Raw genomic sequence first — 24,006 nt, 5'->3', positions numbered from 1 at the left:
GGGGGACCCGGAGCGTGCTGCTGTCGTCCGATGCGCTGGCCGCCCGACTCTCCGGGGCGGGCCTGCTGGTGCTCTATCCCGGCTACCTGTTCTACCACACCCTGGTGGCCCTGGGCCTGATCCCGGCCTTCCTGGGGGGCATGTTCGGCCTGATGACGGTGCTGCTGGCGGCCCTCTACCTGCCGCTGCTGCCCTACCTGCAGCGCGACCTGCTGAGCCTCGTGCCCGGCTATGCGCTGGGCGTCATCGGCCTGCTCGGTTTCGTGCTGGTCTGGTCGGGCGCCGGCTATCTCGTCGAGGGCGGCACGGCGATGCGGGTGGCGGCCATCCAGTCCGTGGAGACGGTGGTGCTCTGGCTGGTGCTGTTCCTGCTGGCCTACCGGCTGCCGCTGGAGGCGCGCTGGCTGGTGGGCGGCATGTGGCTCGCCTTCGCGATCACGGTGATCTACCTGGCCGTTTTCGCGGCCACCACGGGCCAGGTGATGTTCGTCGCGCGCGGCCTGGGCGAGTCCACCGAGGAGGTCTCGACCTATCAGGGCTACGCGCGCAGTGCCCTGGTGATGCTGGTGTTCCTGATCGCGGTATCGCGCTCGGCCCTGGCCCGGGCCGCCGTGATCGGCCTGGGCAGCTTCGTCATGTTCCTGCTCGGGGCGCGCTCCGAGCTCTATGGCTTCCTGCTGCTGGCCATGGGCCTGCTGATGCTCTGGTCGGGGATGAGCGCCCGCTACCTGCTGATCCTGCTGGCTGTCCTCGGGCTCGGGGTCGCCACGGTGGTGAGCCAGTTCGAGGCCATCGCCGAGAGTCGCCAGTTCCAGGTGCTGGACCTCGCCGGCGACAGCTCCTGGCAGGCCCGTCAGCAGCTCGAGCGGGCGGCGGTGGAGCAGCTCCTCGCCCACCCGCTGATCGGCGAGTTCGCCGGCCACGTCAGCGCCAGCGGCGGCTCGGGCGGCTATGCCCACAACGTGCTCTCGGCCTGGGTCAACTACGGCCTGCCCGGGTTCGTCCTCTATCTGGGCCTGACCCTGACCGCCCTCGCCGGGGCGACCTACCGCATGGTGCTGTGCCGCGACCTGTCGGCCTGCTGGGTGTTCGCCTTCGCCCTCAACGCCGTCTGCCTGCTGCTGATGCTGATTGCCAAGCCGGTCTTCTGGCCCTTGCCGGCGCTCGGCTGGGGGAGCTTCGCCAATGCCCTGGTGCGCTCCCGCCGGCCCCTCGATCACGACGATGCGCACGTCCCCGCGGGATGTGACGAGACCTCACAAGGAAGAGACAACCATGAAAGTGGCACACCTGACCTCCGCCCATCCGCGCCTTGATACCCGGATCTTCCACAAGCAGTGCCGGTCGCTCTCGGCGGCGGGGCACCGGGTCCACCTGGTGGTGGCCGACGGAAAGGGCCAGGAGCAGCGCGACGGGGTCGACATCCACGACGCCGGCCGGCTGCCGGGACGCCTCAACCGTATCCTGAGAACGACGCGCCGGGTCGAGCGCCTGGCCCGCGCCCTGGATGCCGACGTCTACCACCTCCATGACCCGGAGCTGCTGCCGGTGGGGCTGCGCCTCAAGCGTCGGGGCAAGGTCGTGATCTACGACGCCCATGAGGACCTGCCGCGCCAGGTGCTGGCCAAGCACTACCTCAGTGCCCCGGTCCGGCGGGTGCTGTCGCGCACGGTCGAGGGCTATCAGCGCCACGCCTGCCGGCGCTTCGACGCGGTCGTGGCGGCGACCCCCCATATCCGCGACCTGTTCAGCGTCTTCCACCCCCGGGCGGTGGACGTAAACAACTTCCCGCTGGGCGGCGAACTGGTCGCCGGCGACGCATCGCCGGCGCCACGCCATGAGGCGGCCTCGGTCTGCTACGTGGGGAGCATCGGCTCGATCCGCGGCATCCGCGAGATCGTCAGGGCCATGGAGCGCCTGACGACGCCGTGCCGCCTCCAGCTCGCCGGGCGCTTCAGCGAGGCGAGCGTCGAGCAGGAGGTCCAGGGGTATCCGGGCTGGTCCCGGGTCGATGCCCTGGGCCATCTCGACCGGGCCGGGGTGCGGCGGGTGATGACCACCGCCACGGCGGGCCTGGTGACCCTGCATCCGGTGATCAACTACCTCGATGCCCTGCCGGTGAAGATGTTCGAGTACATGAGCGCCGGCCTGCCGGTGATCGCCTCCGACTTCCCGCTGTGGCGGGAGATCATCACGTCCAGTGACTGCGGGCTCTGCGTCGACCCCCTCGACCCGTCGGCCATCGCCGAGGCCATCGACTACCTGCACGCCCATCCCGAGCGCGCCCGCAAGATGGGCGAGAACGGCCAGCGGGCGGTGGCCGAGCGCTTCAACTGGGCGCAGGAGGAGCGAAAGCTCCTGGACACCTACCAAGCGCTTTTCCGTTGAGCGAGGCCCCCATGAAGCACGTCTGGATCCTGAACCACTATGCCAACCATCCCGGCGGGTCCGGGGGGATGCGGCACTACCAGCTCGCCCGCTACCTGCCGGCCCACGGCTGGCAGGCGACGCTCATCGCGGCCAGCGTCGAGCACCCCAGCGGCCATCAGCGACTCGCGCCGCGGGAGACGCGCCGCCTGGAGCACTGCGACGAGGTGCGCTTCCTGTGGCTCCGCACCCCGGAATATCGCGGCAACGGCGGCGGCCGGATGAAGAACATGCTGCACTATAGCCTGCAGGCGCTGCGTCCCGGCCGCCTGCGGGAGCTGCCGGCTCCCGACCTGATCATCGGCTCGAGCGTCCATCCCTTCGCCGCGCTGGCCGGCTGGTGGCTGGCCCGCCGCCACGGCGTGCCCTTCGTCTTCGAGGTGCGCGACCTCTGGCCCCAGACACTGATCGACATGGGACGCCTGGCCGAGGGAAGCCCGACCACCCGGGCGATGCGCGTCCTGGAGACCTTCCTCTATCGCCGGGCTCGCCGGGTGTTGACCCTGCTGCCGCGGGCGGTGGACTACGTGGCGCCCCAGGGCGTGCCCGCCGAGCGGGTGGTGTGGCTCTCCAACGGCGTCGATCTGGCCGACTACCCGGCGCCGGACCGGCCGGAGGCCCCGCCGGCCGAGGCCCCCCTCACCCTGATGTACTTCGGCTCCCACGGTGACGCCAATGGCCTGGACGTGCTCATCGACGCCATGGGCCGGGTGCGGGACCGCCTGTCGGCCGACGAGCCAAGAGTCCGCCTGCGCCTGATCGGTGACGGCGCCCTCAAGCCGGCGCTCAGGCGACAGGCCGAGGCCCTGGGGCTCGACGGTCGCTGGGTCTCCTTCGAGGACCCGGTGCCGCGGCGCGAGATCCCGGCCCTGGCGCGGGAGGCGGATGCCTTCGTGATCACCGTCCGCGACCTGCCGCAGCTCTACCGCTTCGGCATCAGCATGAACAAGCTCTTCGATTACATGGCCGCCGCGCGTCCGGTGGTGATCGCCTCCGGGGCCGTCAACGACCCGGTGGCCGACGCGGGCGCGGGGATCAGCGTGCCGCCGGAGGACCCGCAGGCGCTGGCCGAGGGCATCCTGGCCATGGCGCGCCTGTCGCCGGAAGCCCGCGCGCGAATGGGCGAGGCCGGGCGCCGCCACATGGAAGAGACCTACAGCTACCGCATCCTGAGTGGCCGGCTGGCCGACGTGATGGACGACGTCGTGGAGGAAGCGACATGAAACGCCTGATGGACCTCCTGGTGGCCCTGGTGGCCCTGCTCCTGCTGTCGCCGCTGCTGCTGGGGATCGCCCTGGTGGTGAGGCGCAACCTCGGCGCCCCGGTGCTGTTTCGCCAGACGCGCCCGGGGCGTCACGGTCGCCCCTTCCAGATGATCAAGTTCCGCACCATGCGTGACGGCGAGGATGCACAGGGCAGGCCGCTCCCGGATGCCGAGCGGCTGACCCCCTTCGGCGAGAAGCTGCGGGCGACCAGCCTCGACGAGCTGCCCGAGCTCTGGAACGTGCTCAAGGGCGACATGAGCCTGGTGGGGCCAAGGCCGCTGCTGATGGACTACCTGCCGCTCTACGACGCCGAGCAGTTTCGCCGCCACGAGGTGCGTCCCGGCGTGACCGGCTGGGCCCAGGTCAACGGCCGCAACGCCTTGAGCTGGGAGGAGAAGTTCGCCCTCGACGTATGGTACGTCGATCACCGCACGCTGTGGCTGGACCTGAAGATCCTGGCCATGACCGTCGCCAAGGTCGTCGCCCGGGAGGGCATCGCCCACGACGGCGAGGTGGCCATGCCCCGTTTCCGGGGGTCGCGGCATGAGTAGGCGCGGTGCCCTGGCGATCCTCGGGGCCAGCGGTCACGGCAAGGTGGTGGCGGATATCGCCGCCCACTGTGGCTGGCAGCGAATCACCTTCTACGACGATGCCTGGCCCGACCGGGCGTGCCTGGCGCACTGGCCGGTGGTCGGAGGCCTGGATGCCCTGCTGCGCGACCTCGACGGGGTCGATGGAGTCGTCGTCGCGATCGGCGACAACCGCGTCCGCCAGGCCAAGCTGGAAACGCTGCGAACCGCGGGCGCGCCCCTGGTCTCGCTGATCCATCCGCGGGCCTCGGTCAGTCCCCATGCCCGGCTGGCACAGGGCTGCGTGGTGGTCGCCGGGGCGGTCATCAACGCCTTCGCCGAGCTGGGGCCGGGCTGCATCGTCAATACCGCCGCGACGGTGGACCACGACTGCCGCCTGCAGGCCGGCGTGCACGTGGCACCGGGCGCCAACCTTTCGGGCAACGTCTCGGTCGATCGCGGGGCCTGGATCGGCGTCGGCGCCGCGGTCCGCCAGGGCGTGAGCATCGGGGCGGATGCCGTGATCGGCGCCGGCGCCGCGGTGGTCGGCGATATCGCCCCGCAACTGACGGTGGTCGGCGTCCCGGCACGGCCGTTGCGCCGCAATGCCGGGGCGGTGCCCGCCGAGCCCGTCCACTCGCCTCACCTTCTACCGGAATCACAAGGAACCTAGCGATGCTCAACGGACCCTTTCCCCCCTGGCCGGACTTCTCCGAGGAGGAGGTGGCCGCGGTGTCGCGCGTGCTGCGCTCGAATCGCGTCAACTACTGGACCGGCGAGGAGGGCCGTGCCTTCGAGCGGGAGTTCGCCCAGTTCGCCAACGCCGACTACGCCGTCGCGGTCGCCAACGGCACCACCGCCCTCGACCTGGCACTGCACGGGCTGGGCGTGGGCGAGGGGGACGAGGTGATCGTCACCTCGCGGACCTTCCTGGCCTCGGTCTCCAGCATCGTCAATGCCGGGGCGATCCCGGTGTTCGCCGACGTGGACCGCGACAGCCAGAACATCACGGCGGACACGGTGGCGCCCAGGATCACCCCGCGGACCCGGGCCATCCTCGCCGTCCACCTGGCCGGCTGGCCCTGCGACCTGGCCCCGCTCACGGCACTGGCACGCCGGCACGGGCTGGCCGTCATCGAGGACTGCGCCCAGGCCCACGGGGCCCGCTACCGGGGCCGCAGCGTCGGTGGCCTCGGGGACGTGGCGGCCTGGTCGTTCTGCCAGGACAAGATCATGAGCACCGGTGGCGAGGGCGGCATGGTCACCACCAACGATCGCCAGCTGTGGCAGCGCATGTGGGCCTTCAAGGATCACGGCAAGAGCTGGGAGGCGGTCTACGAGCGCGAGCATCCACCCGGCTTCCGCTGGCTCCACGAGAGCTTCGGCACCAACTGGCGGCTGACCGAGATGCAGGCGGCGATCGGCCGGATCCAGCTCGCGCGCCTGCCCGACTGGACCCACCAGCGCCGCCACAACGCCCAGACCCTCTGGCAGGCCGCGCGCGCGATGCCCGGGTTGCGGGTACCGAGCCTGCCCGACGACATCGAGCATGCGGCCTACAAGGCCTACGTGTTCGTGGACCCCGAGGCCCTGGCCGAGGGGTGGGATCGTGATCGCATCCAGCAGGCCGTGGTCGAGGGCGGGGTGCCGTGCTTCTCGGGGTCCTGCTCGGAGGTCTATCGCGAGCGGGCCTTCGATGGCACGGGATGGCGTCCCGCCGAGCCCCTGCCGGTCGCCCGGGAGCTCGGCGAGACCAGCCTGATGTTTCTCGTGCACCCGACCCTGGGAGAGGCCGAGATGGCGCTCACGGTGAAGGTGCTGGGGGAGGTCATGGCCCGGGCGACGCCCCGGCCCTGACCGATCATCACGGCCGGGCAGGTGTCCGGCCCCGGAGGGTTCCAAGGCAGGAACCCGGGAGACCACGATGTTCGAGTTGCTGCAACCGCTGTTCCGCCTGCCGAGGCGTCGCAAGCGGGCCATCCAGGTCCTGGTGGACTGCGTCCTGATCTCGATCAGCTTCCTCGCCGCCATGCTGCTGCGGCTCGAGGAGTGGGGACGGCTGGCCCAGGTCGAGACCTGGGCGGCCCTGCTGGTGCTGATTCCGGTGAGCCTGGTGATCTTCATCCGCCTGGGCTTCTACCGTGCGGTGATCCGCTACATGAGCTCGAAGGCCATTCGCGCCGTGCTGGTCGGGGTGGTGGTCTCGGCCCTGACGCTGCCCATGGCCAGCTACCTGTTCCATCTGGGCGTGCCGCGCTCCGTGCCCTTCATCTATGCCCTCCTGGCGCTGATGACGATCGGTGGCGTGCGCTTCGCCCTGCGTGCCTTTTACCTGCGCAGCCAGGTGCTGCACAAGCCGCGGGTGGTGATCTACGGGGCCGGGGCGGCGGGGCGACAGGTGGCGGCCTCCCTGCGCCACGGCATGGAGTATCTGCCGGTGGCCTTCGTCGATGACGTCACGAGCCTGCATGACACCTTCATCGAGGGCATCAAGGTCTACCCGCCCAAGCAGCTGGGCTATCTGGCGGACTGCTATGGCGCGCAGCGGGTGCTGCTGGCGATGCCCAGCGCCAGTCGCGGCCGGCGCCGCGAGATCCTGGCCGAGCTCGAGCCCCAGGGCCTCACCGTGCAGACCATTCCCGGCATCGCCGACGTGGTGTCGGGACGGGCCAGCATCAGCGAGATCCGCGACGTGGCGGTGGAGGACCTGCTCGGCCGAGATCCGGTGCCCCCCAATCAGTCGCTGATGGACGCCAACATCCGCGGCCGGGTGGTCATGGTCACCGGGGCCGGCGGCTCCATCGGCTCGGAGCTGTGTCGCCAGATCCTGCGCCAGTCGCCCGCCCGGCTGCTGCTGCTGGAACTCTCGGAGTTCAGCCTCTATCGCATCGAACAGGAGTTGCGACAGATGGCCGAGGCGCAGGGCCTCGAGATCCCCATCGAGGCCCTGCTCGGCTCGGTCCAGCACCAGCAGCGCGTGCAGGCGGTCATGAGGGCCTTCGGGGTGCAGACGGTCTATCACGCGGCCGCCTACAAGCATGTCCCGATGGTCGAGCACAACGTGGTGGAGGGCATCCGCAACAACGTGTTCGGCACTCGCGAGGCCGCCAGGGCGGCAGTCGCCGCCGGCGTCGAGACCTTCGTGCTGGTCTCCACCGACAAGGCGGTGCGCCCGACCAATGTCATGGGGGCGACCAAGCGCATGGCCGAACTGGTCTGCCAGGCCATCGCCGCGGACGGCCCGGCCACCCGCTTCGCCATGGTGCGCTTCGGCAACGTGCTGGGCTCGAGCGGCTCGGTCGTGCCGCTCTTCCGCCGCCAGATCCAGTCGGGGGGACCGATCACCGTCACGCACCCCGAGATCACCCGCTACTTCATGACGATTCCCGAGGCGTCGCAGCTGGTGATCCAGGCCGGGGCCATGGCCCAGGGGGGCGATGTCTTCGTGCTGGACATGGGCGAGCCGGTGAAGATCGCCGAGCTGGCGCGCCAGATGGTGCGTCTGTCGGGGCTGCGGGTGAATGACGAGCATCACCCGGAGGGGGATATCGCGATCGCCTACACCGGGCTGCGGCCCGGCGAGAAGCTCTACGAGGAACTGCTGGTCGGCAATGACGTGGCGGCCACCTCGCATCCGCGGATCATGACGGCCAATGAGGTGTGCTGGAGCTGGGACAGGCTCCAGCCGTTCCTGGAGGAGCTGTTCCAGGCGTGCCTGGGCTTTCGTCACGACCGGATCCGCGAGCTGTTGCTCGAGGCGCCCACGGCCTATCGCCCCCAGGGCGAGATCGTCGACCTGGTGTGGCAGGCCGGCGGCGTGCCCGGTGAGGCATCGCCGTCGGTGGTCCCCCTGCGAGCCGGCGGGCGGCGACGGGGCGCAGCCCAGCAACCCGTCACGCCCTAGGGCTCGCCATTTCGCGACGTCGTATCAATCAATCATTTTCCCCCGGCGACGCCGGGGATGGTCAGGGAGGAACCCAAGATGTGTGGCATCGTAGCAGCCGTGGGGACGCAGGATATCCTGCCGGTCCTGGTGGAAGGCCTCAGGCGACTGGAATACCGCGGGTATGACTCGGCCGGCGTGGCACTGGTCGAGGCGCCCGGTGTCCTGGGGCGCACCCGCGAGGTCGGCAAGGTGGCCGCCCTGGAGGCGGCGCTGGCCAGCCGACCCCTATCGGGCAGGAGCGGCATCGCTCACACGCGCTGGGCGACCCACGGCGCCCCCAGCCAGGACAATGCGCATCCCCATGTCTCCGGCAAGATCGCCGTGGTTCACAATGGGATCATCGAGAACCACGGCGTGCTGCGTGAGCGCCTCGAATCGGCCGGCTATCGGTTCGACTCCCAGACGGACACCGAGGTCATCGCCCATCTCATCGACAAGGAGCTGATGGCGGCGAACGACCTCACCGAGGCCGTGGCCCGGGCCGCGGACCAGCTCGACGGCGCCTATGCCATGGGCGTGATCCATGCCGATGATCCCGAACGCATGATCGGCATGCGGCAGGGCAGCCCCCTGGTCGTCGGTATCGGGGAGCAGGGGCACTACCTCGGTTCGGATCCCCTGGCGCTGCTCTCGGTCACCGACCGCTTCATCTACCTGGAGGACGGGGACCTGGTCGTCGCCACCCACGGCCACTGCCGGGTGCATGGCTTGGCGAGCGCCAGCGTTCGTGAAGGCGTCCCGGTCACCGGCGGCGATGCCCCGGAGGCCGGCGAAGCGCGCCAGGACTCCGACCGCGTCCGCGTGGAGCGCCCCGTGGTGCGCTACGAGCACGACGATCAGGCGATCGACAAGGGCGAATTTCCCCATTACATGCTCAAGGAGATCCACGAGCAGCCGCTGGCGGTGGCCAACACCCTGGAGGGGCGCCTGGGCGAGGACGAGGTGCTGGTCGATGCACTCGGCGACGCGGCACAGGCGCTCCTGGGGGCCACGCGCCAGATCCACCTGGTGGCCTGCGGGACCAGCTACCATGCCGCCCTGGTGGCCCGCTACTGGCTGGAGGAGCTGGCGGGAGTCCCCTGTCAGGTCGAGGTGGCCTCGGAGTATCGCTACCGGCGGGTGGTGGCCCCGGAGGGCACGCTGTTCGTGACCCTCTCCCAGTCCGGGGAGACCGCCGATACCCTGGCGGCGATGCGTCATGCCCTCTCCGCCGATGCCGCGACAGGGGAATCGCCCTACCTGGGCAGCCTGGCGATCTGCAACGTGCCCGGCAGTTCCCTGGCCCGGGAGGCGACCCTGACCCTGCTGACCCATGCCGGACCGGAGATCGGCGTGGCCTCCACCAAGGCCTTCACCACCCAGCTGACCGCGCTGATGCTGCTGACCCTGGCGCAGCGTCAGGTACGGGGGGGCGAGGCGGGGCTGACCGCCCGCCTGGTGCGTCGCCTGCGCTACCTGCCCACGGTGCTGGGCGATGCCCTGGCGCTGGATGGGGTGACCGCCGACCTGGTGGATCGGTTCCGGGATCGCGAGCACAGCCTCTTCCTGGGGCGGGGCGCGCACTTCCCGATCGCTCTCGAAGGAGCCCTGAAGCTCAAGGAGATCTCCTATATCCATGCCGAGGCCTTCGCCGCGGGCGAGCTCAAGCATGGTCCCCTGGCGCTGATTGCCGAGGGCATGCCGGTGGTCGCGGTGGCGCCGATGGATGGCCTGGTGGGAAAGCTGGCCTCGAACCTCCAGGAGGTGCGGGCCCGGGGCGGGAGGGTGCTGGCCTTCGCCGATCCGGATACCGGCCTTGCCAGCGCGGAAGGACTGGAGGTGGTCTGGGTGCCGGCGGTGTGCCGCTTCCTCGCGCCCATCGTCTATAGCTTGCCGCTGCAGTTCCTCTCCTACCACGTCGCCGTGGCGCGGGGGACCGACGTGGACAAGCCCCGCAACCTGGCCAAGTCGGTCACCGTCGAGTGAGGGACGGGCAAAGCCGGGCGCCTCGGGGCGCCCGGTTCTGTCATGTTCGCGGCCGGCGGCTGTGAACATGACCGAGCCATGCCGCCGGGCGTAGCGCCTTTGCCCCGAAAGTGTCTTGTCTTCCGCTCAGGGTCGGACAGCGCCCCCGGGCGGGCTATCATGTGCCGACACGATCCGGGTTCGCCCGGGAGAAGAACATGCGATGGCAGGAAGGCAAGGAGCCAGCAATATGCACCGCATCAGAGTCTGGGATCTACCGATTCGTCTGTTTCACTGGGCGCTGGTGGGCGCCGTGGCGCTCTCCTATTACACCATGAAGACGCCGGGGGCCCCCTTCGTCTTTCCCGTCGAGATCCATGCCCGGGCCGGCCTGGTGGTGCTGGGCCTGCTGCTCTTCCGCTGGGGCTGGGCGCTGGCGGGGAGCCGTCACGCCCGCGTGTGGCACTTCCTGTACCGGCCGCGCGCCATGCTGAACTATCTGCGGTCCCTGCGCCGCGGGTCGCTGCCGCCCTATGCCGGCCACAATCCCCTGGGCGGCCTGGCGGTGCTGGTCATGCTGGTGTCGCTGAGCGTGCAGGCCTTAAGCGGCCTCTTCCTGAGCGACGATATCTTCTTCCAGGCGCCGCTGTACGATCGGGTCGCCGCGGGGACCAGCGATGCGTTGCGCACCCTGCACCACTGGAACGGCCAGCTGTTGATCGTCTTGATCGGCCTGCACCTGGTGGCGCTGCTGTTCCATCGCCTGAAGGGTGAGCGCCTGGTCGGCGCCATGGTCCACGGCACCAAGCGGCTGGACGCCAGGCCCCTGGACGTCGCCGATGAGTCGCCGGTTCGCGACGCGGCTCGGCCGGGGCGCGCGGCCGCGCTGATGCTGGTGGCGGTCGCCGCGGTGGCCTGGCTCTGGCGGCTGTGACGATCGAGCCGCGGTCGTTCGGGCTGCGCGCAATCGGGCCGCGATGACACCAAACGAGGAGGCGGCCCGCAGGCCGCCTCCTCGCTGATCGACGTCTGTCGTCGGCTCACTCGGCCTTGTAGTTGTCGTGGCACCCCTTGCAGGTATTGGCGACCGCCGCGACCTGGCGGCGCATGGCGGTGACGTCGTCGCCCTGGGCGAGCTCGGCCAGGGTCGCGGACTCCTCGATCAGGGCCTGCTGGCGTGACTCGAAGTCTTCCCGGTCGTCGGCGATCGCCGAGAGGGCATCGGTCTCGACGCCGTGGCCATCGCCCTGCAGCGAACCCTCGACGAAGCCTTCCCAGGGCAGCGGGGCGACGGCGGCGAGGTTCTCGGCCCGGCGGGTGAAGGCCTCGGCGTCGAACTCGATCTTGCCCTGGGCCATGTCGCTCAGCGGCCCGATCTGCCAGGCCATGACGCCCAGGGCGTCCTGGCGGTACTCGATGGCCTTGTCGACGTCGGCGGCCTGGCTGCTGGTGGCGGCCGTCAGCGAGACGGCCAGGGTAGCGGCGGCGATGAGCGGGGTGCGCATCGGGGTCATCACGATCTCCTTTTCGTGTCGGTTCGGGCTCGTCGTCGAGTGCCGACGAGCCCGACCAGCCTAGCATTTTTTGCCTCCGCCGCTAGCCGGCCCGCTGCTGGCGGCTGCGAAACCGCGCGTAGCCCATGCAGCCGACAAACAGTGCCAGGGAGACCAGTGCCTCGGCCGTGCCGCGCAGCCCCTGGCCGGGCAGGGTGGCGACCATCACGCCCTGGGTGAAGTAGAGCAGGCTGACGAAGGAGAGCCAGGCGTGGCCGCGGGGGCGACGGGCGATGATCGATGGCAGGAAGAGCACCAGCGGCAGCACGAAGGCCACCAGCGGCACCAGGGGATTGCCGTCGGTGCTGACGAGCACCCCGCGATAGAGCATCAGCGCCAGCAGCACGCCGTAGCTGCCGAGCACCAGCCGGCGCGAGGCGTCGGTCAGGTGGTCGAGTCCCTTGCGGGCCTCCAGGCCTTCCAGCCACTGTCTCATTTGGTCTCCCGGCGCGACGCCTCGAGAGCCAGGGCGAGGCGCGCGACGCGCTTGCCCTGGGCGAAGGCGAGTCGGCGCTCCTGCTCGTCCAGCGGACGGTCGCTGCGCGTACCGGCCAGGTGACTGGCGCCGTAGGGCGTGCCACCGCCCGCGGTCTCCATCAGCTCGATCTCGCTGTAGGGCAGGCCGGCGTAGACCATGCCGTGGTGCAGCAGCGGCAGCAGCATCGAGATCAGCGTGGTCTCCTGGCCGCCGTGCAGGCTGGAGGTGGAGGTGAAGGCGGTGGCCGGCTTGTCGATCAGGGCGCCACCCAGCCACAGCTCGCTGGTGCCGTCGATGAAGTACTTGAGCGGGGCGGCCATGTTGCCGAAGCGGGTCGGGCTGCCGATGGCCAGGCCCGCGCAGTGGCGCAGGTCGTCGAGGGTCGCGTAGACGGCGCCCTCCTCGGGGATCTCGGGCGCCACCGCCTCGCAGGTGGCCGAGACGGGCGGCACCGTGCGCAGGCGCGCCTCGATGCCCGGGCACGCCTCGACGCCGGCGGCGAGGCGCTCCGCCATGGCGCGGGTGGCGCCATGGCGAGAGTAGAAGAGGATCAGCACGTACGGGCGGTTTGCGGTCATGGGGGTTCCTGGGTGACCTGGAGGGGCGGGCGAGGGAGGCTCAGCCGAGCAGGGCGCGGATGGCCTCGGGGGGGCGACCGACGATGGCGCGGCGCCCGTCATCGGCGATCGGACGCTGCAGGATCCGCGGGTGGGCGAGCACCGCCTCGATGACCTGGCGCGGGTCGTCGGCATCGGCACCGCGCTCCTTCCACTCGGCTTCGTTCTGACGCACCAGGCTCGAGACCTCGCCCTCCAGGCGCTGGAGCAGGGCCTCGAGCTCGGCGGCCGCCAGGGGCTCATCCAGGTAGCGGCGCACCTGCACCTCCGCGCCGGCCTCCTCGAGCAGGGCCAGCGCCTCGCGCGACTTGGAGCAGCGCGGGTTGTGGTAGAGGGTGATAGCGACCATGAAGACTCCTTGAACCCTGATGAAGGTCGCCATTGTAGAAGGCGGCGATATGGGGCTACAACCCGACCGCCCGCTGCTGCACTATCCCGAGCCGGGCTCGGCGGCCTCGGGGAGGCGTCGATAGACCCAGGCCTCCCGGCCGTCGCGCAGGTCGATTCGCACCCGTTCGTAGCGAAGGCCCAGCCGCTCGTAGCGGTCGAGGCGGGAGAGCTCCTCGGCATCGACCCGCAGCAGCAGGCCCTCCACCTGGGCCGAAGGGGCCGGCGCGAGGTCCAGCCCCGTGCGCCGGAAGCCCTCCAGCACGGCCGGCTCGGGATCGCCGGCGCGGCCGTAGACCAGCCAGCGGATCGGGGCATGGGTCAGGGTGCCGTAGACGAAGACCCGGTGGGGGCCCTCCTGGATCGGCGCCAGGTGCTCTGGGCGATCGTAGGTGAAGGGACTGAGCATGGTCAGCCACAGCCAGCCCGCCAGGGCGAGGGGCGAGGCGATGGCCAGGGTGGCGAGGCCGTGTCGCAGGCGCATGGCGCTTCCTTGTCGTCGTGAGTGGCGGTTGAAAGACCGAGGGGCCCCGGGTGCCTGGCCATCCTGCCACGAACGGGGCGCGCGCTTAAGCCGCCCGCGCGGCTCTGCTAGGATGGGAGCTCCCCCCCTTGACGTCCTGGAGGTGCCCCATGAGCCAGCCCAATCGCCACGACGAGGATTTCCAGGCGCTGATGGGGGACGTGCGCCCCCTGGCGAAGACCGCCAACCGGGCCGACCCCGGTCGCCGCCGCGGCGCGCCCAGCGAGGCACAGCTGGCCCGTCGCGAGAGCGCGGCGGCCGAGACGCCGGGGGGCGGCCCGCTCTCGACCGACTTCATCGACCTGCTCCCGCCCTTCGATCCGCTGCTCTTCCGCCGGGACGGTATCCAGACCGGCGTCGTCGATCGCCTGCGCCATGGCGGCTACCCGGTCCAGGCCAGCCTGCACCTGCTGCGTCGCCCGCTGGAGGAGTGCCGCCATCTGCTGGCCCCCTTCATCCGCGAGGCCTACGCCCATGACCTTCGCTCGGTGATGATCATCCACGGCCGGGGCCGCGAGATCGACAGCCCCGCCAACGTGCTGCGCTCGTGCCTCGCGAAGTGGCTCGAGAGCCTCGACGAGGTCCAGGCCTTCGCCTCGGCGAGCCAGGCGGACGGCGGCCTGGGCGCCACCTGGGTGATGCTGCGCAAGAGCGAGCGGGCCAAGGCCAACAACCGCGAGCGCCAGCAGAAGCGCCGCGGCTGAGGGCAGCGACGCCCTTCGCTGAGCTCGGAACTGACGACGCCGCCGGCCCTCGGGCCGGCGGCGTCGTTTATTGCGCTGCGTTTTTTTTCGCTGCGGTGCTGGCCTCAGGCCAGGGCCGGCTCCCGGAGGCGGCCGGCGAGCTCGCGCAGGCGACGGCGGAACAGCGGCTGCGGGTCGTCGGTGCCCGGCTGGTAGCCGCGGCTGAAGGTGGTCAGGGCGTTCAGCGCATCCGGCACCAGCTGATCCTCACGCAGCGAGAAGGCGTTGACCCCGCAGCGCGACAGGTAGAAGAGCTGGTCGATCAGCACGTCGCCGACGGCGCGGATCTGGCCCGAGTAGGCGTGGCGCTCGCGCAGCAGGCGGGCGATGGAGTAGCCGCGACCGTCGGTGAACTTCGGGAAGTCGACGCCGATCAGCGGTGCCTGCTTGAGTTCCTCGGCCAGTGCCGGCGTGAGCTCGGTGTCGCTCGGCAGCCAGGGCGCCAGGTCGGCGCGACGCCCGGCGGCCTGCCAGACATCCAGGCGCACCAGGGCCGGGCCCTCGGCCGGGGCGGAGTCGCCGTCGTGGCGGGGCCAGTCGGCCTCCACCGGGCGGCCATCGACGATCAGCGGGCGAGTGGCAATTTGCTCAGGCATAGACACGCTCCTTGAAGGGTTTGAGGCCGATGCGGCGATAGGTGTCGAGGAAGGTCTCGTCGGGCTGGCGGCTGCCGACATAGACCTGCAGTAGCTTGTCGATCACGCTCGGCACGTCCTCGCGGAAGAAGGAGGGGCCGAGGATCTTGCCGAGGGAGGCACCGTTGCCTTGGCTGCCGCCCAGCGAGATCTGGTAGTACTCCTCGCCCTTCTTGTCGACGCCGAGGATGCCGATGTGGCCGACGTGGTGATGGCCGCAGGCGTTCATGCAGCCGGAGATGTTGAGCTCCAGGGGCCCCAGGTCATAGAGGAAGTCGAGGTCCTCGAAGCGCTCCTGGATGGCATGCGCGACCGGGATCGACTTGGCGTTGGCCAGGCCGCAGTAGTCGCCACCGGGGCAGCAGATCAGGTCGGCCAGGGTGCCCACGGTGGGGTTGGCCATGCCCAGCGCCTCGAGGCGCTGCCAGAGCTCCTCGATGCGATCCACCGGCACGTCGGTGAGCACCAGGTTCTGCTCGTGGGTGACCCGCAGCTCGCCGTAGCCGAACTCGTCGGCGAGGTCCGCCACCGCGGCCATCTGCTCGGAGGTGACGTCGCCCGGCGAGTGCTCGCGGCGCTTCAGCGACAGGGTCACCGCCTTGTAGCCGGCCACCTTGTGGTCGGTGACGTTGTTGGTGACGAAGCGGGCGAAGGCGCGGTTCTCGCCGCGCAGCCGCTCATAGGCCTCGATGGCCTCGGCCGGCACGGCGCGGCGCTCCGGCTCGACGAAGTGCTCGGCCACGGCCTCGAGCGCCTCGGCGGTGAGGGTCTGGGGGCCGTCCTTGAGGTGGGCCCACTCCTCCTCGACGCGGCGGCGGAACTCGTCGACGCCCAGCGCCTTGACCAGGATCTTGATGCGCGCCTTGAACTTGTTGTCGCGGCGACCGAACTGGTTGTAGACCCGCACCAGGGCCTCGAGGTAGGTGAGCAGGTGCTGCCAGGGCAGGTCCTCGCGCACCGTCTCGGCGATCATCGGCGTGCGCCCGAGCCCGCCGCCGGCCAGCACCTTGACGCGCACCTCGCCGTCGCGGTTGCGCCACAGGCGCAGCCCGACGTCATGGACCTGGATGGCGGCGCGATCCTCGGCGGCCCCGGTCACGGCGATCTTGAACTTGCGCGGCAGGAAGGCGAACTCCGGGTGGAAGGTCGACCACTGGCGGATCAGCTCGCACCAGGGGCGCGGATCGACCTCCTCGTCGGCGGCGATCCCCGAGAACTGGTCGGTGGTGGTGTTGCGGATGTCGTTGCCGCTGGTCTGGATGGCGTGCATCTGCACGCTGGCGAGCTCGGCGAGGATGTCCGGCACGTCCTCGAGCTTCGGCCAGTTCAGCTGCAGGTTGGTGCGGGTGGTGAAGTGGCCGTAGCCGTGATCGTAGCGGGCGGCGATCTCACCGAGCTTGCGCAGCTGGTAGGAGGCCAGCATGCCGTAGGGGATGGCGATACGCAGCATGGGGGCGTAGCGCTGGATATAGAGGCCGTTCTGCAGGCGCAGCGGCAGGAACTCCTCCTCGCCGAGCTGGCCGGCGAGATAGCGGCGCATCTGGTCGCGGAACTGGGCGACGCGTTCATCGACCAGGGTCTGGTCGTGGGAGTCGTAGCGGTACATGCAGCGCGATCCTGAATCGAGAAAAGGGGACGTTGGCGCTACCTTACCCGCTCGCATTTATTCTATAAAAGAATAAATCTTCATAGTTTATATGCAGAATGGAATGAGGCGGCGCCCGACTAGAGCGCCAGGGACTGCCAGCGTCGCCGCTGCCAGATCAGCATGAACCAGGCCGAGTTGAGGCAGCGGTAGCCCAGCTGCACCCACCAGATACCCAGCAGCCCCTGCTCGAGCCCCACGCCCACCCACCAGGCCAGCGGCAGGAATACCAGCCACTGCAGGGAGAGGGTCGCGGTCATCACGGTGCGATTGGCCCCGGCCCCCAGCAGGGCCTGGGCGAACACCAGGGCGGCGGCATCAAGCACGATCATCACCGCCGTCAGCTGCAGCGGCAGCCGGCCCAGGGCGACCAGCGCCGGGTCGTGGAGGAAGAGGCCCAGCACCGCCTCGGGGAAGAGCAGCATCGGCAGGGCGAGGATCGCCAGGCCGCACCAGGCCAGGCGCACCACCTCCCAGCCCCAGCGGTGGGCCTCCTGGTGGGCCTGGCGCCCGAGCGCCTGGCCCACCAGGCTCATCGCGGCCATGCCGAGCCCCACGCCGGGCAGGATTAACAGCAGCGAGAGGTTCACCAGCACGTGGCCCACCGCGACGCTCGGCGTGTCGATGCGTCCCAGGATCCAGAACAGCACGGCGTAGCCTGCCGCGAACCATAGCTGCTGGAAGGAGTGGGGCGTGGCCAGGCGCAGGGTGGTGGCCAGCACGCCCCCGTGGGGGCGCTCGGCCAGAAAGCCGCTGGCGGTGGCGTGGCGCAGGCTGAACACCGCCCAGATGGCGAGCCCGGCGAAGAGCGACAGGCTGGTGCCGGCCCCGGCGCCGGCCGCGCCCATGGCCGGCAATCCGGCGAGCCCGAAGATCAGCCCCAGGCTCGCGACCACGTTGATGGCATGCATCACCAGGATGATGCGCAGGTAGAGGCCGGTCTGCTGGATGCCGTTCCAGTAGCCGCGAAAGCAGAAGATCATCGCCACCGGGACCAGCGACACCACCCGCCAGCGGAAGTACTCCACCGCCACGGCGTTGACCGCGGGATCCTGGTTGATCAGCGCCAGCAGGCGCGGCGCCTGCCACAGGCAGAGCAGGGTGAGCGGGCCCGCCACGGCCAGCGCGATGGCAAGCCCGGCATTGAGCGCCAGGGCGCGTCGCCCCCAGTCCTCTTCGCCGTGGCGCCGCGCCGTCTGGGCCTGCACCCCCGAGGAGAGCCCGAAGACCACGGCGGTGATCAGGAACATGGCGTAGCCGCCGATGCCGACCCCCGCCAGGGGCACCTGGCCCAGCGAGCCGACCAGGGCGGCATCGATCAGGTTGAGCAGGCTCTGGGTGAGCATGCCGGCGATGATCGGCAGGGAGAGGCGCAGGATCGTCTGGCGGCGGGTGGATTCGGGGAGCATCCGTCTTCCGGCAAGGTGGGACAAGGGGGCGAGAAAACGGCCCGCCGCGGCGGGCCATCGGGGTCAGGCGGGATCGTAGGAGAGCACCGGCGCGAGCCAGCGCTCGAGCTCCGCGATGCCCATGGCCTTGCGTTCGGCCAGCGCCTCGACCTGGTCGCGGGTGATCTTGCCGGTGGAGAAGTACTTCGAGCGGGGGTGCGAGAAGTACCAGCCGGCCACCGCCGCGGCGGGCCACATGGCGAAGTTCTCGGTGAGCGCGAGGCCGGCGTTCTCGGTGGCGTCGAGCAGGCGGAACAGGGTCGCCTTCTCGGTGTGGTCGGGGCAGGCCGGGTAGCCCGGCGCCGGGCGAATGCCCTGGTACTTCTCGGCGATCAGGGCGTCATTGTCCAGGGCCTCGTCGGGCACATAGCCCCAGAACTCCTTGCGGACCCGCTCGTGCAGCCGCTCGGCGAAGGCCTCGGCCAGGCGGTCGGTGAGCGACTGGACGAGGATGGCGTTGTAGTCGTCGCCGGCGGCCTTGTAGCGCTCGGCGAGCTCCTCGACGCCGTGCCCGGTGGTCACGGCGAAGCCGCCGATCCAGTCCAGTTGGCCGCGCTTCTCGCCGTTGGCGTCATGGCGGGGCGCCACGAAGTCGGCGAGGCTCTGGCAGACGCCGTCGCGGTTCTTGGTGGTCTGCTGGCGGATATGGTGCAGCCGCTCGATCACCTCCTGGCGCGACTCGTCGGCGTAGACCTCGATGACGTCGTCGTCGACGCTGTTGGCCGGCCACAGGCCGATCACGCCGCGGGCGTGGATGCGCTTCTCGTCGATCAGCTTGCGCAGCATCGCCTGGGCGTCGGCGAAGAGGTGGCGTGCGGCCTCGCCGACCACCTGGTCCTCGAGGATCTTCGGGTACTTGCCGGCCAGCTGCCAGCTCATGAAGAAGGGCGTCCAGTCGATGCGCTCGACCAGCTCCTGGATGTCGTAGTCGTCGAACACCTGGAGCCCGGTGAGGGCCGGGCGCGGCGGCGTGTAGCTCTCCCACCCCATGTCGGGCTTGCGGCGTCGCGCCTCTTCATAGCTGAGGTCGGCGGCCTTGGGGCGGCGCTTGGCGTTGCGCTCGCGCACCGTCTCGTACTCGGCGCGGATCTCCGCGACATAGGTCGGCTTCAGGGCCGGCGAGAGCAGCTTGCCGGCCACGCCCACGGCGCGGGAGGCGTCGGAGACGTAGATCACCGGCTGGTCGTAGCCGGGCTCGATCTTGACCGCGGTGTGGGCCTTGGAGGTGGTGGCGCCGCCGATCAACAGTGGCAGGCTGAAGCCCTGGCGCTGCATCTCCTTGGCGACGTGGACCATCTCGTCCAGCGACGGGGTGATCAGCCCGGAGAGGCCGATGATGTCGGCGTTCTCCTCCCGGGCCGTCTGCAGGATCTTCTCGGCGGGCACCATCACGCCCAGGTCGATCACCTCGTAGTTGTTGCACTGCAGGACGACGCCGACGATGTTCTTGCCGATGTCGTGGACGTCGCCCTTGACCGTGGCCATGACGATCTTGCCCTTGGCCTGGGTCTCGGCGCTCTTCTCGGCCTCGATGTAGGGGATCAGGTAGGCCACCGCCTGTTTCATGACCCGCGCCGACTTGACCACCTGGGGCAGGAACATCTTGCCGGCGCCGAAGAGGTCGCCGACCACGTTCATGCCGTCCATCAGCGGCCCCTCGATCACCTCGATGGGGCGCGCGGCCCGCTGGCGAGCCTGCTCGGTGTCCTCCTCGATGTAGGCGGTGATGCCCTTGACCAGGGCGTGGGAGATGCGCTGCTCGACCTCCCAGGAGCGCCATTCGAGGTCTTCCTTCTTGGCCGGGCCGCTGCCGTCGCCCTTGTACTTGTCGGCGAGCTCGAGCAGGCGCTCGGTGGAGTCGCTGCGCCGATTGAGGACCACGTCCTCCACCGCCTCGCGAAGCTCCGCCGGCAGGTCGTCGTAGACCGCCAGCTGGCCGGCGTTGACGATGCCCATGGTCAGGCCGGCGCGCACGGCGTGGTAGAGGAACACCGAGTGGATCGCCTCGCGCACCGGGTTGTTGCCGCGAAACGAGAAGGAGACGTTGGAGACGCCGCCGGAGACCATGGCGTGGGGCAGGTGCTCGCGGATCCAGCGGGTCGCCTCGATGAAGTCCACGGCGTAGTTGTCGTGCTCCTCGATGCCGGTGGCGATGGCGAAGATGTTGGGGTCGAAGATGATGTCTTCCGCCGGGAACTCCAGCTCGTCGACCAGGATGCGGTAGGCGCGCTCGCAGATCTCGCTCTTGCGGGCGAAGGTGTCGGCCTGGCCGGCCTCGTCGAAGGCCATCACCACCACGGCGGCGCCGAAGCGCCGGCAGGCGGTGGCCTGCTCGCGGAAGGCGTCCTCGCCCTCCTTCATGGAGATCGAGTTGACCACCGCCTTGCCCTGCACGCACTTGAGGCCGGCCTCGATGATCGCCCACTTGGAGGAGTCGATCATGATCGGCACCCGGGCGATGTCGGGCTCGCCGGCGATCAGGTTGAGGAAGCGCACCATCGCCTCCTCGGACTCGAGCATGCCCTCGTCCATGTTGATGTCGATGACCTGGGCGCCGTTCTCCACCTGCTCCAGGGCCACCTCCAGCGCCGTAGTGTAGTCCTCCTCGACGATCAGCCGCTTGAAGCGCGCGGAGCCGGTGACGTTGGTGCGCTCGCCGACGTTGACGAACAGCGAGTCGGCCTCGATGTTGAAGGGCTCGAGCCCGGAGAGGCGGCAGGCCCGGGAGCGCTTCGGCACCCGGCGCGGGGGCAGGTCCCGGATGGCGTCGTGGATCGCCGCGATATGGGCCGGGGTGGAGCCGCAGCAGCCGCCGATGATGTTGACGAGACCGCTCTGGGCGAACTCGGCGACGATAGCCGCCATCTCCTCGGGCGTCTGGTCGTACTCGCCGAACTCGTTGGGCAGGCCGGCGTTGGGGTGGGCCGAGACGAAGGTGTCGGCCTTGGTCGAGAGCTCTTCGACGTAGGGGCGCAGCTCCTCGGCTCCCAGGGCGCAGTTCAGCCCGATGGAGAGCGGCCGGGCGTGGCGCACCGAGTTCCAGAAGGCCTCGGTGGTCTGGCCCGAGAGGGTGCGCCCGGAGGCGTCGGTGATGGTGCCGGAGATCATCACCGGCAGCCGCTCGCCGCGCGCCTCGAAGAGCTCCTCGAGGGCGAAGATCGCGGCCTTGGCGTTGAGGGTGTCGAAGACCGTCTCGATCATGATCAGGTCGGCGCCGCCCTCGATCAGGGCCTCGGCGGCCTCGCGGTAGTTGTCGCGCAGGGCGTCGAAGGTGACGTTGCGCTTGGCGGGGTCGTTGACGTCCGGCGACAGCGAGGCGGTGCGCGAGGTCGGCCCCAGCACGCCGGCGACAAAGCGCGGCACGCCGGTCTCCTCGGCCACGGCGTCGCACACCTGGCGGGCCAGGCGCGCCGACTCGCGGTTGAGCTCCGGCACCAGTGCTTCCATGCCGTAGTCCGACTGGGAGAGCCGCGTGCTGTTGAAGGTGTTGGTCTCGACGATGTCGGCGCCGGCCTCGAGGTAGTCGCGGTGGATGCTCGTCACCAGGTCGGGGCAGGTCAGGGCCAGCAGGTCGTTGTTGCCCTTGAGGTCGCTGGGCCAGTCGACGAAGCGCTCGCCGCGAAACTCCGCCTCGGAGAGCTCGGCGTTCTGCAGCATGGTCCCCATGCCGCCGTCGAGCATCAGGATGCGACGGGACAGGCTGTCATGAAGCGAGGCGGTCTGGGCGGTGGGAACGGCGGCCATGGGCGGGTCTATCTCCAGCGAAGAGGCGTCAGGGTTCGGGCCGGCAGCGGTGCGCCTGGGGCGTCTTGTCTCGTGGAAGCGCTGCGGGCCGGAGGCGGCCTGCCGGGATGCGGCACGTCGGCGGGTCGCCGGGGAAGCCGCTTATCCTAGCAAAAGCCGGCGCGTCGGGGCAGGGGCGCGACGCGAGCGTCTTTCATGTCGTGCGTGACCGGGCCTCATGCAGCCGGTGGAGGTAAAACCCAGCAAATCAGTCGGGATTGTGTCGGCCGCGCGGGTCGCTTACCATTGATGCCAACACCCTTTCTGCCTCCGTCGCGACGGTCTTCGCTGCGGCGGGTCACGATAGCGAGAGCATGATGAGCGACAGCATCCAGATTACCGATAGCGCCCAGGACTACCTCGCCGAGCTGCTCGAGAAGCAGAACGTCGAGGGCATCGCGGTGCGCATCTTCATCACCCAGCCCGGCACGCCCTACGCCGAGACCTGCCTGGCCTACTGCCGCCCTGGCGAGGAGGAGCCCAGCGACGAGCTGCTGGAGCTTCCCAAGCTGCGCGTCTACCTGGACAAGAACAGCCTGCCGTTCCTCGAGGAGGCCGTGGTCGACTTCAACGCCGATCGCATGGGCGGCCAGCTGACCATCAAGGCGCCCAACGCCAAGATGCCCAAGGTCAACGCCGACAGCCCGCTCGAGGATCGCGTCAACTATATCCTCTACAGCGAGATCAACCCGGGACTGGCGTCCCACGGCGGCGAGATCAAGCTGGTCGAGCTGACCGAGGACCAGGTGGCGGTGCTGGCCTTCGGCGGCGGCTGCCAGGGCTGCGCGGCGGTCGACCTGACCCTCAAGGACGGCGTCGAGAAGACCCTGCTCGAGCGCATCCCGGAGCTTGCCGGCATCCGCGACGTGACCGATCACTCCGACACCACCAACGCCTACTACCGCTAAGGCGGCGACAGGGCGCGCGCGGGAGGTCATCGGCCTCCCGGCGCCGTCCTCACTCCTCCCTGGAAGGCTCCGCATTCGCGGGGCCTTCGTCGTTTTCGGCCGCGTCCTCCTCCTTGTTCTCGTCGCGCTGGGTCTCCACCGGCGCCTGCCACAGGCAGCGATGCAGCTGGGTCTCCAGCTCGCGCAGGCGGCGCGCCTGTTCCGCCAGCAGCTGCTTCTGCTCGTCGATGCGCCCCTGCAGCAGGGTCTGCTCATGCTGCTGGGTACGCGTGCGCTCCTCGGCCTGCCGGCGCGCCCAGTCGGTCTCGCGGTGGCGCTTCTCCTCCTCGGCCAGCGCGCTCCGCGCCTCCTGCACCAGCCGCTCGGTGCGCTCCAAGCGCGTCTCGAGCTGCTGATGGCGCTGGGCGTGGGCCTTGTCGGCGGCCTGGCGCTCCTGGCGCGCCTCGTCGAGCAGCGCCATCAGCCGCGACTCGCTGCTCTCGTGACGCTTCTCCTCCTGGGCCAGCCGCTCCTGGTGGCGTCTCGCCTGGTCGGCCAGCGCCTGCTGGTGCTCCTGGGCCTTCTGCTCCTGTACCTGCTGCAGGTCGGCGAGCTGCTGCTCGAGTCGCGCCTGGTGGCGACTGAGCTTCGCCTCGCGTTCCGCCAGGGCGTCGCGCTCGGCTTCGCGGCGGGCGAGCTCGCCGCTCTGCTCCGTCAGGCGCTGTTCGGTGCTCGCCAGATGGGCGGAGAGCGCCGACTCCCGCTGCTCGGCGTCCTCGGCGCGGCGTGACGCTTCGCTGGCCTCCTCGCGGGCCGTCTCCACCCGGGCGTCGGCCTCCTGGCGATAGTGGGCGAGCGCCTCGTTGGCGGCGACCTGGGCCTTCTCCCACAGCGCCTCGGCCAGCTCCTGCAGCGCCGCCGGCATGCCGCGGGGCGGCGGCTGGTCGCGATTCTCCTCGCGCTGGGTGCGCCACTCCCGCAGGTGCTCGCTGATGGTGGTGAAGCTGCCGGTGCCGAGCACCTCGCGCACCTTGTGCACGCTCGGGGCCTCGCCCTTCGCGAGCAGGGCGTCGATGGCCCGCTGTACATCCTCGTACCGCACGCCGCTGCGCGCCATGGTCGTCTCCTCGTGGTGATCTGCCGGCCGCTCCTGCGG

At 70.0% G+C, this 24,006-nt stretch carries 21 protein-coding genes; 11 read left to right on the top strand and 10 right to left on the bottom strand.

Features of this window, described 5'->3' with window-relative positions; genetic code table 11:
• The first annotated feature begins 14 nt into the window (after positions 1-14).
• The 9 genes from C9F13_RS00665 to C9F13_RS00625 all read left to right on the top strand — a co-directional run bounded on the left by C9F13_RS00665 (position 15) and on the right by C9F13_RS00625 (position 11,085).
• Positions 15-1,316, top strand: coding sequence for a hypothetical protein (locus C9F13_RS00665; RefSeq protein ID WP_108444324.1), 1,302 nt, complete (start codon positions 15-17; stop codon positions 1,314-1,316).
• Complete coding sequence (locus C9F13_RS00660) at positions 1,276-2,388, top strand: glycosyltransferase family 4 protein (RefSeq protein ID WP_108444323.1); 1,113 nt, start codon at positions 1,276-1,278, stop codon at positions 2,386-2,388. The genes C9F13_RS00665 and C9F13_RS00660 overlap by 41 nt, the downstream gene beginning before the upstream one ends.
• A gap of 11 nt (positions 2,389-2,399) precedes the next feature.
• Positions 2,400-3,650, top strand: a complete 1,251-nt coding sequence (locus C9F13_RS00655; protein ID WP_108444322.1) for a glycosyltransferase family 4 protein — start codon at positions 2,400-2,402, stop codon at positions 3,648-3,650.
• The gene (locus C9F13_RS00650) at positions 3,647-4,243 is read left to right on the top strand and encodes a sugar transferase (RefSeq protein ID WP_108444321.1); all 597 of its coding nucleotides are present in this window, start codon (positions 3,647-3,649) and stop codon (positions 4,241-4,243) included. Before C9F13_RS00655 ends, C9F13_RS00650 begins: the two co-directional genes overlap by 4 nt.
• Positions 4,236-4,934 (top strand): acetyltransferase, encoded by a 699-nt coding sequence (locus tag C9F13_RS00645; protein WP_108444320.1) that lies wholly within the window; start codon positions 4,236-4,238, stop codon positions 4,932-4,934. Before C9F13_RS00650 ends, C9F13_RS00645 begins: the two co-directional genes overlap by 8 nt.
• A 2-nt stretch (positions 4,935-4,936) precedes the next feature.
• Positions 4,937-6,118 carry a DegT/DnrJ/EryC1/StrS family aminotransferase gene (locus C9F13_RS00640; protein ID WP_108444319.1) on the top strand — a complete coding sequence of 394 codons (1,182 nt, stop codon included), beginning with the start codon at positions 4,937-4,939 and terminating at the stop codon, positions 6,116-6,118.
• Positions 6,119-6,185: 67 nt separating this feature from the next.
• Positions 6,186-8,165, top strand: coding sequence for a polysaccharide biosynthesis protein (locus C9F13_RS00635; protein WP_108444318.1), 1,980 nt, complete (start codon positions 6,186-6,188; stop codon positions 8,163-8,165).
• A gap of 78 nt (positions 8,166-8,243) precedes the next feature.
• Positions 8,244-10,172, top strand: a complete 1,929-nt coding sequence (glmS, locus tag C9F13_RS00630) for a glutamine--fructose-6-phosphate transaminase (isomerizing) (RefSeq protein ID WP_108444317.1) — start codon at positions 8,244-8,246, stop codon at positions 10,170-10,172.
• A 229-nt stretch (positions 10,173-10,401) separates the two neighbouring features.
• Positions 10,402-11,085: a cytochrome b/b6 domain-containing protein gene (locus C9F13_RS00625; RefSeq protein ID WP_157955126.1), complete on the top strand. Its 684-nt coding sequence runs from the start codon at positions 10,402-10,404 to the stop codon at positions 11,083-11,085.
• 106 nt (positions 11,086-11,191) lie between these two features.
• On the opposite strand, the gene C9F13_RS00620 is transcribed toward C9F13_RS00625, so the two are convergent.
• From C9F13_RS00620 to C9F13_RS00600, 5 genes are all read right to left on the bottom strand, one after another.
• On the bottom strand, positions 11,192-11,665 hold the full coding sequence (locus tag C9F13_RS00620) for a c-type cytochrome (RefSeq protein ID WP_108444315.1): 474 nt from the start codon (positions 11,663-11,665) through the stop codon (positions 11,192-11,194).
• Between the two features lie 82 nt (positions 11,666-11,747).
• Positions 11,748-12,140 carry a DUF2069 domain-containing protein gene (locus C9F13_RS00615; protein ID WP_108444314.1) on the bottom strand — a complete coding sequence of 131 codons (393 nt, stop codon included), beginning with the start codon at positions 12,138-12,140 and terminating at the stop codon, positions 11,748-11,750.
• The gene (gene wrbA / locus C9F13_RS00610; RefSeq protein ID WP_108444313.1) at positions 12,137-12,760 is read right to left on the bottom strand and encodes an NAD(P)H:quinone oxidoreductase; all 624 of its coding nucleotides are present in this window, start codon (positions 12,758-12,760) and stop codon (positions 12,137-12,139) included. Before wrbA ends, C9F13_RS00615 begins: the two co-directional genes overlap by 4 nt.
• 40 nt (positions 12,761-12,800) lie before the next feature.
• A complete protein-coding gene (gene arsC, locus C9F13_RS00605) occupies positions 12,801-13,148 on the bottom strand; it encodes an arsenate reductase (glutaredoxin) (RefSeq protein WP_108444312.1) in 348 nt (115 codons plus the stop codon).
• A gap of 81 nt (positions 13,149-13,229) precedes the next feature.
• Entirely contained in the window at positions 13,230-13,670 is a 441-nt protein-coding gene (locus C9F13_RS00600) for a gamma-glutamylcyclotransferase family protein (RefSeq protein ID WP_108444311.1), read from the bottom strand.
• Between the two features lie 149 nt (positions 13,671-13,819).
• Between C9F13_RS00600 and smrA the strand changes: the two genes are divergently transcribed.
• Positions 13,820-14,413, top strand: coding sequence for a DNA endonuclease SmrA (gene smrA, locus C9F13_RS00595; protein WP_108444310.1), 594 nt, complete (start codon positions 13,820-13,822; stop codon positions 14,411-14,413).
• A 104-nt stretch (positions 14,414-14,517) separates the two neighbouring features.
• Here smrA and C9F13_RS00590 read toward each other — a convergent pair whose 3' ends face one another.
• From C9F13_RS00590 to metH, 4 genes are all read right to left on the bottom strand, one after another.
• The gene (locus tag C9F13_RS00590; protein ID WP_108444309.1) at positions 14,518-15,048 is read right to left on the bottom strand and encodes a DUF934 domain-containing protein; all 531 of its coding nucleotides are present in this window, start codon (positions 15,046-15,048) and stop codon (positions 14,518-14,520) included.
• A complete protein-coding gene (locus C9F13_RS00585) occupies positions 15,041-16,693 on the bottom strand; it encodes a nitrite/sulfite reductase (RefSeq protein ID WP_108444308.1) in 1,653 nt (550 codons plus the stop codon). The genes C9F13_RS00590 and C9F13_RS00585 overlap by 8 nt, the downstream gene beginning before the upstream one ends.
• A gap of 119 nt (positions 16,694-16,812) precedes the next feature.
• Entirely contained in the window at positions 16,813-18,141 is a 1,329-nt protein-coding gene (locus C9F13_RS00580) for an MATE family efflux transporter (protein WP_108444307.1), read from the bottom strand.
• A gap of 63 nt (positions 18,142-18,204) precedes the next feature.
• Positions 18,205-21,924, bottom strand: a complete 3,720-nt coding sequence (gene metH, locus C9F13_RS00575) for a methionine synthase (protein WP_108444306.1) — start codon at positions 21,922-21,924, stop codon at positions 18,205-18,207.
• A 356-nt stretch (positions 21,925-22,280) separates the two neighbouring features.
• On the opposite strand from metH, the gene nfuA reads away from it, so the two are divergent.
• Entirely contained in the window at positions 22,281-22,871 is a 591-nt protein-coding gene (gene nfuA / locus C9F13_RS00570; RefSeq protein WP_108445297.1) for a Fe-S biogenesis protein NfuA, read from the top strand.
• Positions 22,872-22,920: 49 nt separating this feature from the next.
• Here nfuA and C9F13_RS00565 read toward each other — a convergent pair whose 3' ends face one another.
• Positions 22,921-23,967 (bottom strand): DNA-binding protein, encoded by a 1,047-nt coding sequence (locus tag C9F13_RS00565; protein ID WP_108444305.1) that lies wholly within the window; start codon positions 23,965-23,967, stop codon positions 22,921-22,923.
• Positions 23,968-24,006 lie beyond the last annotated feature (39 nt).

The sequence above is a fragment of the Halomonas denitrificans genome, assembly GCF_003056305.1.
Lineage (GTDB): Bacteria > Pseudomonadota > Gammaproteobacteria > Pseudomonadales > Halomonadaceae > Halomonas > Halomonas denitrificans.
Note: the sequence above shows the minus strand (reverse complement) of the source record. Positions and strands in the feature narration are given on the sequence as shown.

Excerpts from the sequence above, each read along its gene's own strand:
- C9F13_RS00660 (WP_108444323.1), top strand. The coding sequence starts at position 1,276 with ATGAAAGTGGCACACCTGACCTCCGCCCATCCGCGCCTTGATACCCGG.
- C9F13_RS00655 (WP_108444322.1), top strand. The coding sequence starts at position 2,400 with ATGAAGCACGTCTGGATCCTGAACCACTATGCCAACCATCCCGGCGGG.
- C9F13_RS00650 (WP_108444321.1), top strand. The coding sequence starts at position 3,647 with ATGAAACGCCTGATGGACCTCCTGGTGGCCCTGGTGGCCCTGCTCCTG.
- C9F13_RS00645 (WP_108444320.1), top strand. The coding sequence starts at position 4,236 with ATGAGTAGGCGCGGTGCCCTGGCGATCCTCGGGGCCAGCGGTCACGGC.
- C9F13_RS00640 (WP_108444319.1), top strand. The coding sequence starts at position 4,937 with ATGCTCAACGGACCCTTTCCCCCCTGGCCGGACTTCTCCGAGGAGGAG.
- C9F13_RS00635 (WP_108444318.1), top strand. The coding sequence starts at position 6,186 with ATGTTCGAGTTGCTGCAACCGCTGTTCCGCCTGCCGAGGCGTCGCAAG.
- glmS (WP_108444317.1), top strand. The coding sequence starts at position 8,244 with ATGTGTGGCATCGTAGCAGCCGTGGGGACGCAGGATATCCTGCCGGTC.
- C9F13_RS00625 (WP_157955126.1), top strand. The coding sequence starts at position 10,402 with ATGCACCGCATCAGAGTCTGGGATCTACCGATTCGTCTGTTTCACTGG.
- C9F13_RS00620 (WP_108444315.1), bottom strand. The coding sequence starts at position 11,665 with ATGACCCCGATGCGCACCCCGCTCATCGCCGCCGCTACCCTGGCCGTC.
- C9F13_RS00615 (WP_108444314.1), bottom strand. The coding sequence starts at position 12,140 with ATGAGACAGTGGCTGGAAGGCCTGGAGGCCCGCAAGGGACTCGACCAC.
- wrbA (WP_108444313.1), bottom strand. The coding sequence starts at position 12,760 with ATGACCGCAAACCGCCCGTACGTGCTGATCCTCTTCTACTCTCGCCAT.
- arsC (WP_108444312.1), bottom strand. The coding sequence starts at position 13,148 with ATGGTCGCTATCACCCTCTACCACAACCCGCGCTGCTCCAAGTCGCGC.
- C9F13_RS00600 (WP_108444311.1), bottom strand. The coding sequence starts at position 13,670 with ATGCGCCTGCGACACGGCCTCGCCACCCTGGCCATCGCCTCGCCCCTC.
- smrA (WP_108444310.1), top strand. The coding sequence starts at position 13,820 with ATGAGCCAGCCCAATCGCCACGACGAGGATTTCCAGGCGCTGATGGGG.
- C9F13_RS00590 (WP_108444309.1), bottom strand. The coding sequence starts at position 15,048 with ATGCCTGAGCAAATTGCCACTCGCCCGCTGATCGTCGATGGCCGCCCG.
- C9F13_RS00585 (WP_108444308.1), bottom strand. The coding sequence starts at position 16,693 with ATGTACCGCTACGACTCCCACGACCAGACCCTGGTCGATGAACGCGTC.
- C9F13_RS00580 (WP_108444307.1), bottom strand. The coding sequence starts at position 18,141 with ATGCTCCCCGAATCCACCCGCCGCCAGACGATCCTGCGCCTCTCCCTG.
- metH (WP_108444306.1), bottom strand. The coding sequence starts at position 21,924 with ATGGCCGCCGTTCCCACCGCCCAGACCGCCTCGCTTCATGACAGCCTG.
- nfuA (WP_108445297.1), top strand. The coding sequence starts at position 22,281 with ATGAGCGACAGCATCCAGATTACCGATAGCGCCCAGGACTACCTCGCC.
- C9F13_RS00565 (WP_108444305.1), bottom strand. The coding sequence starts at position 23,967 with ATGGCGCGCAGCGGCGTGCGGTACGAGGATGTACAGCGGGCCATCGAC.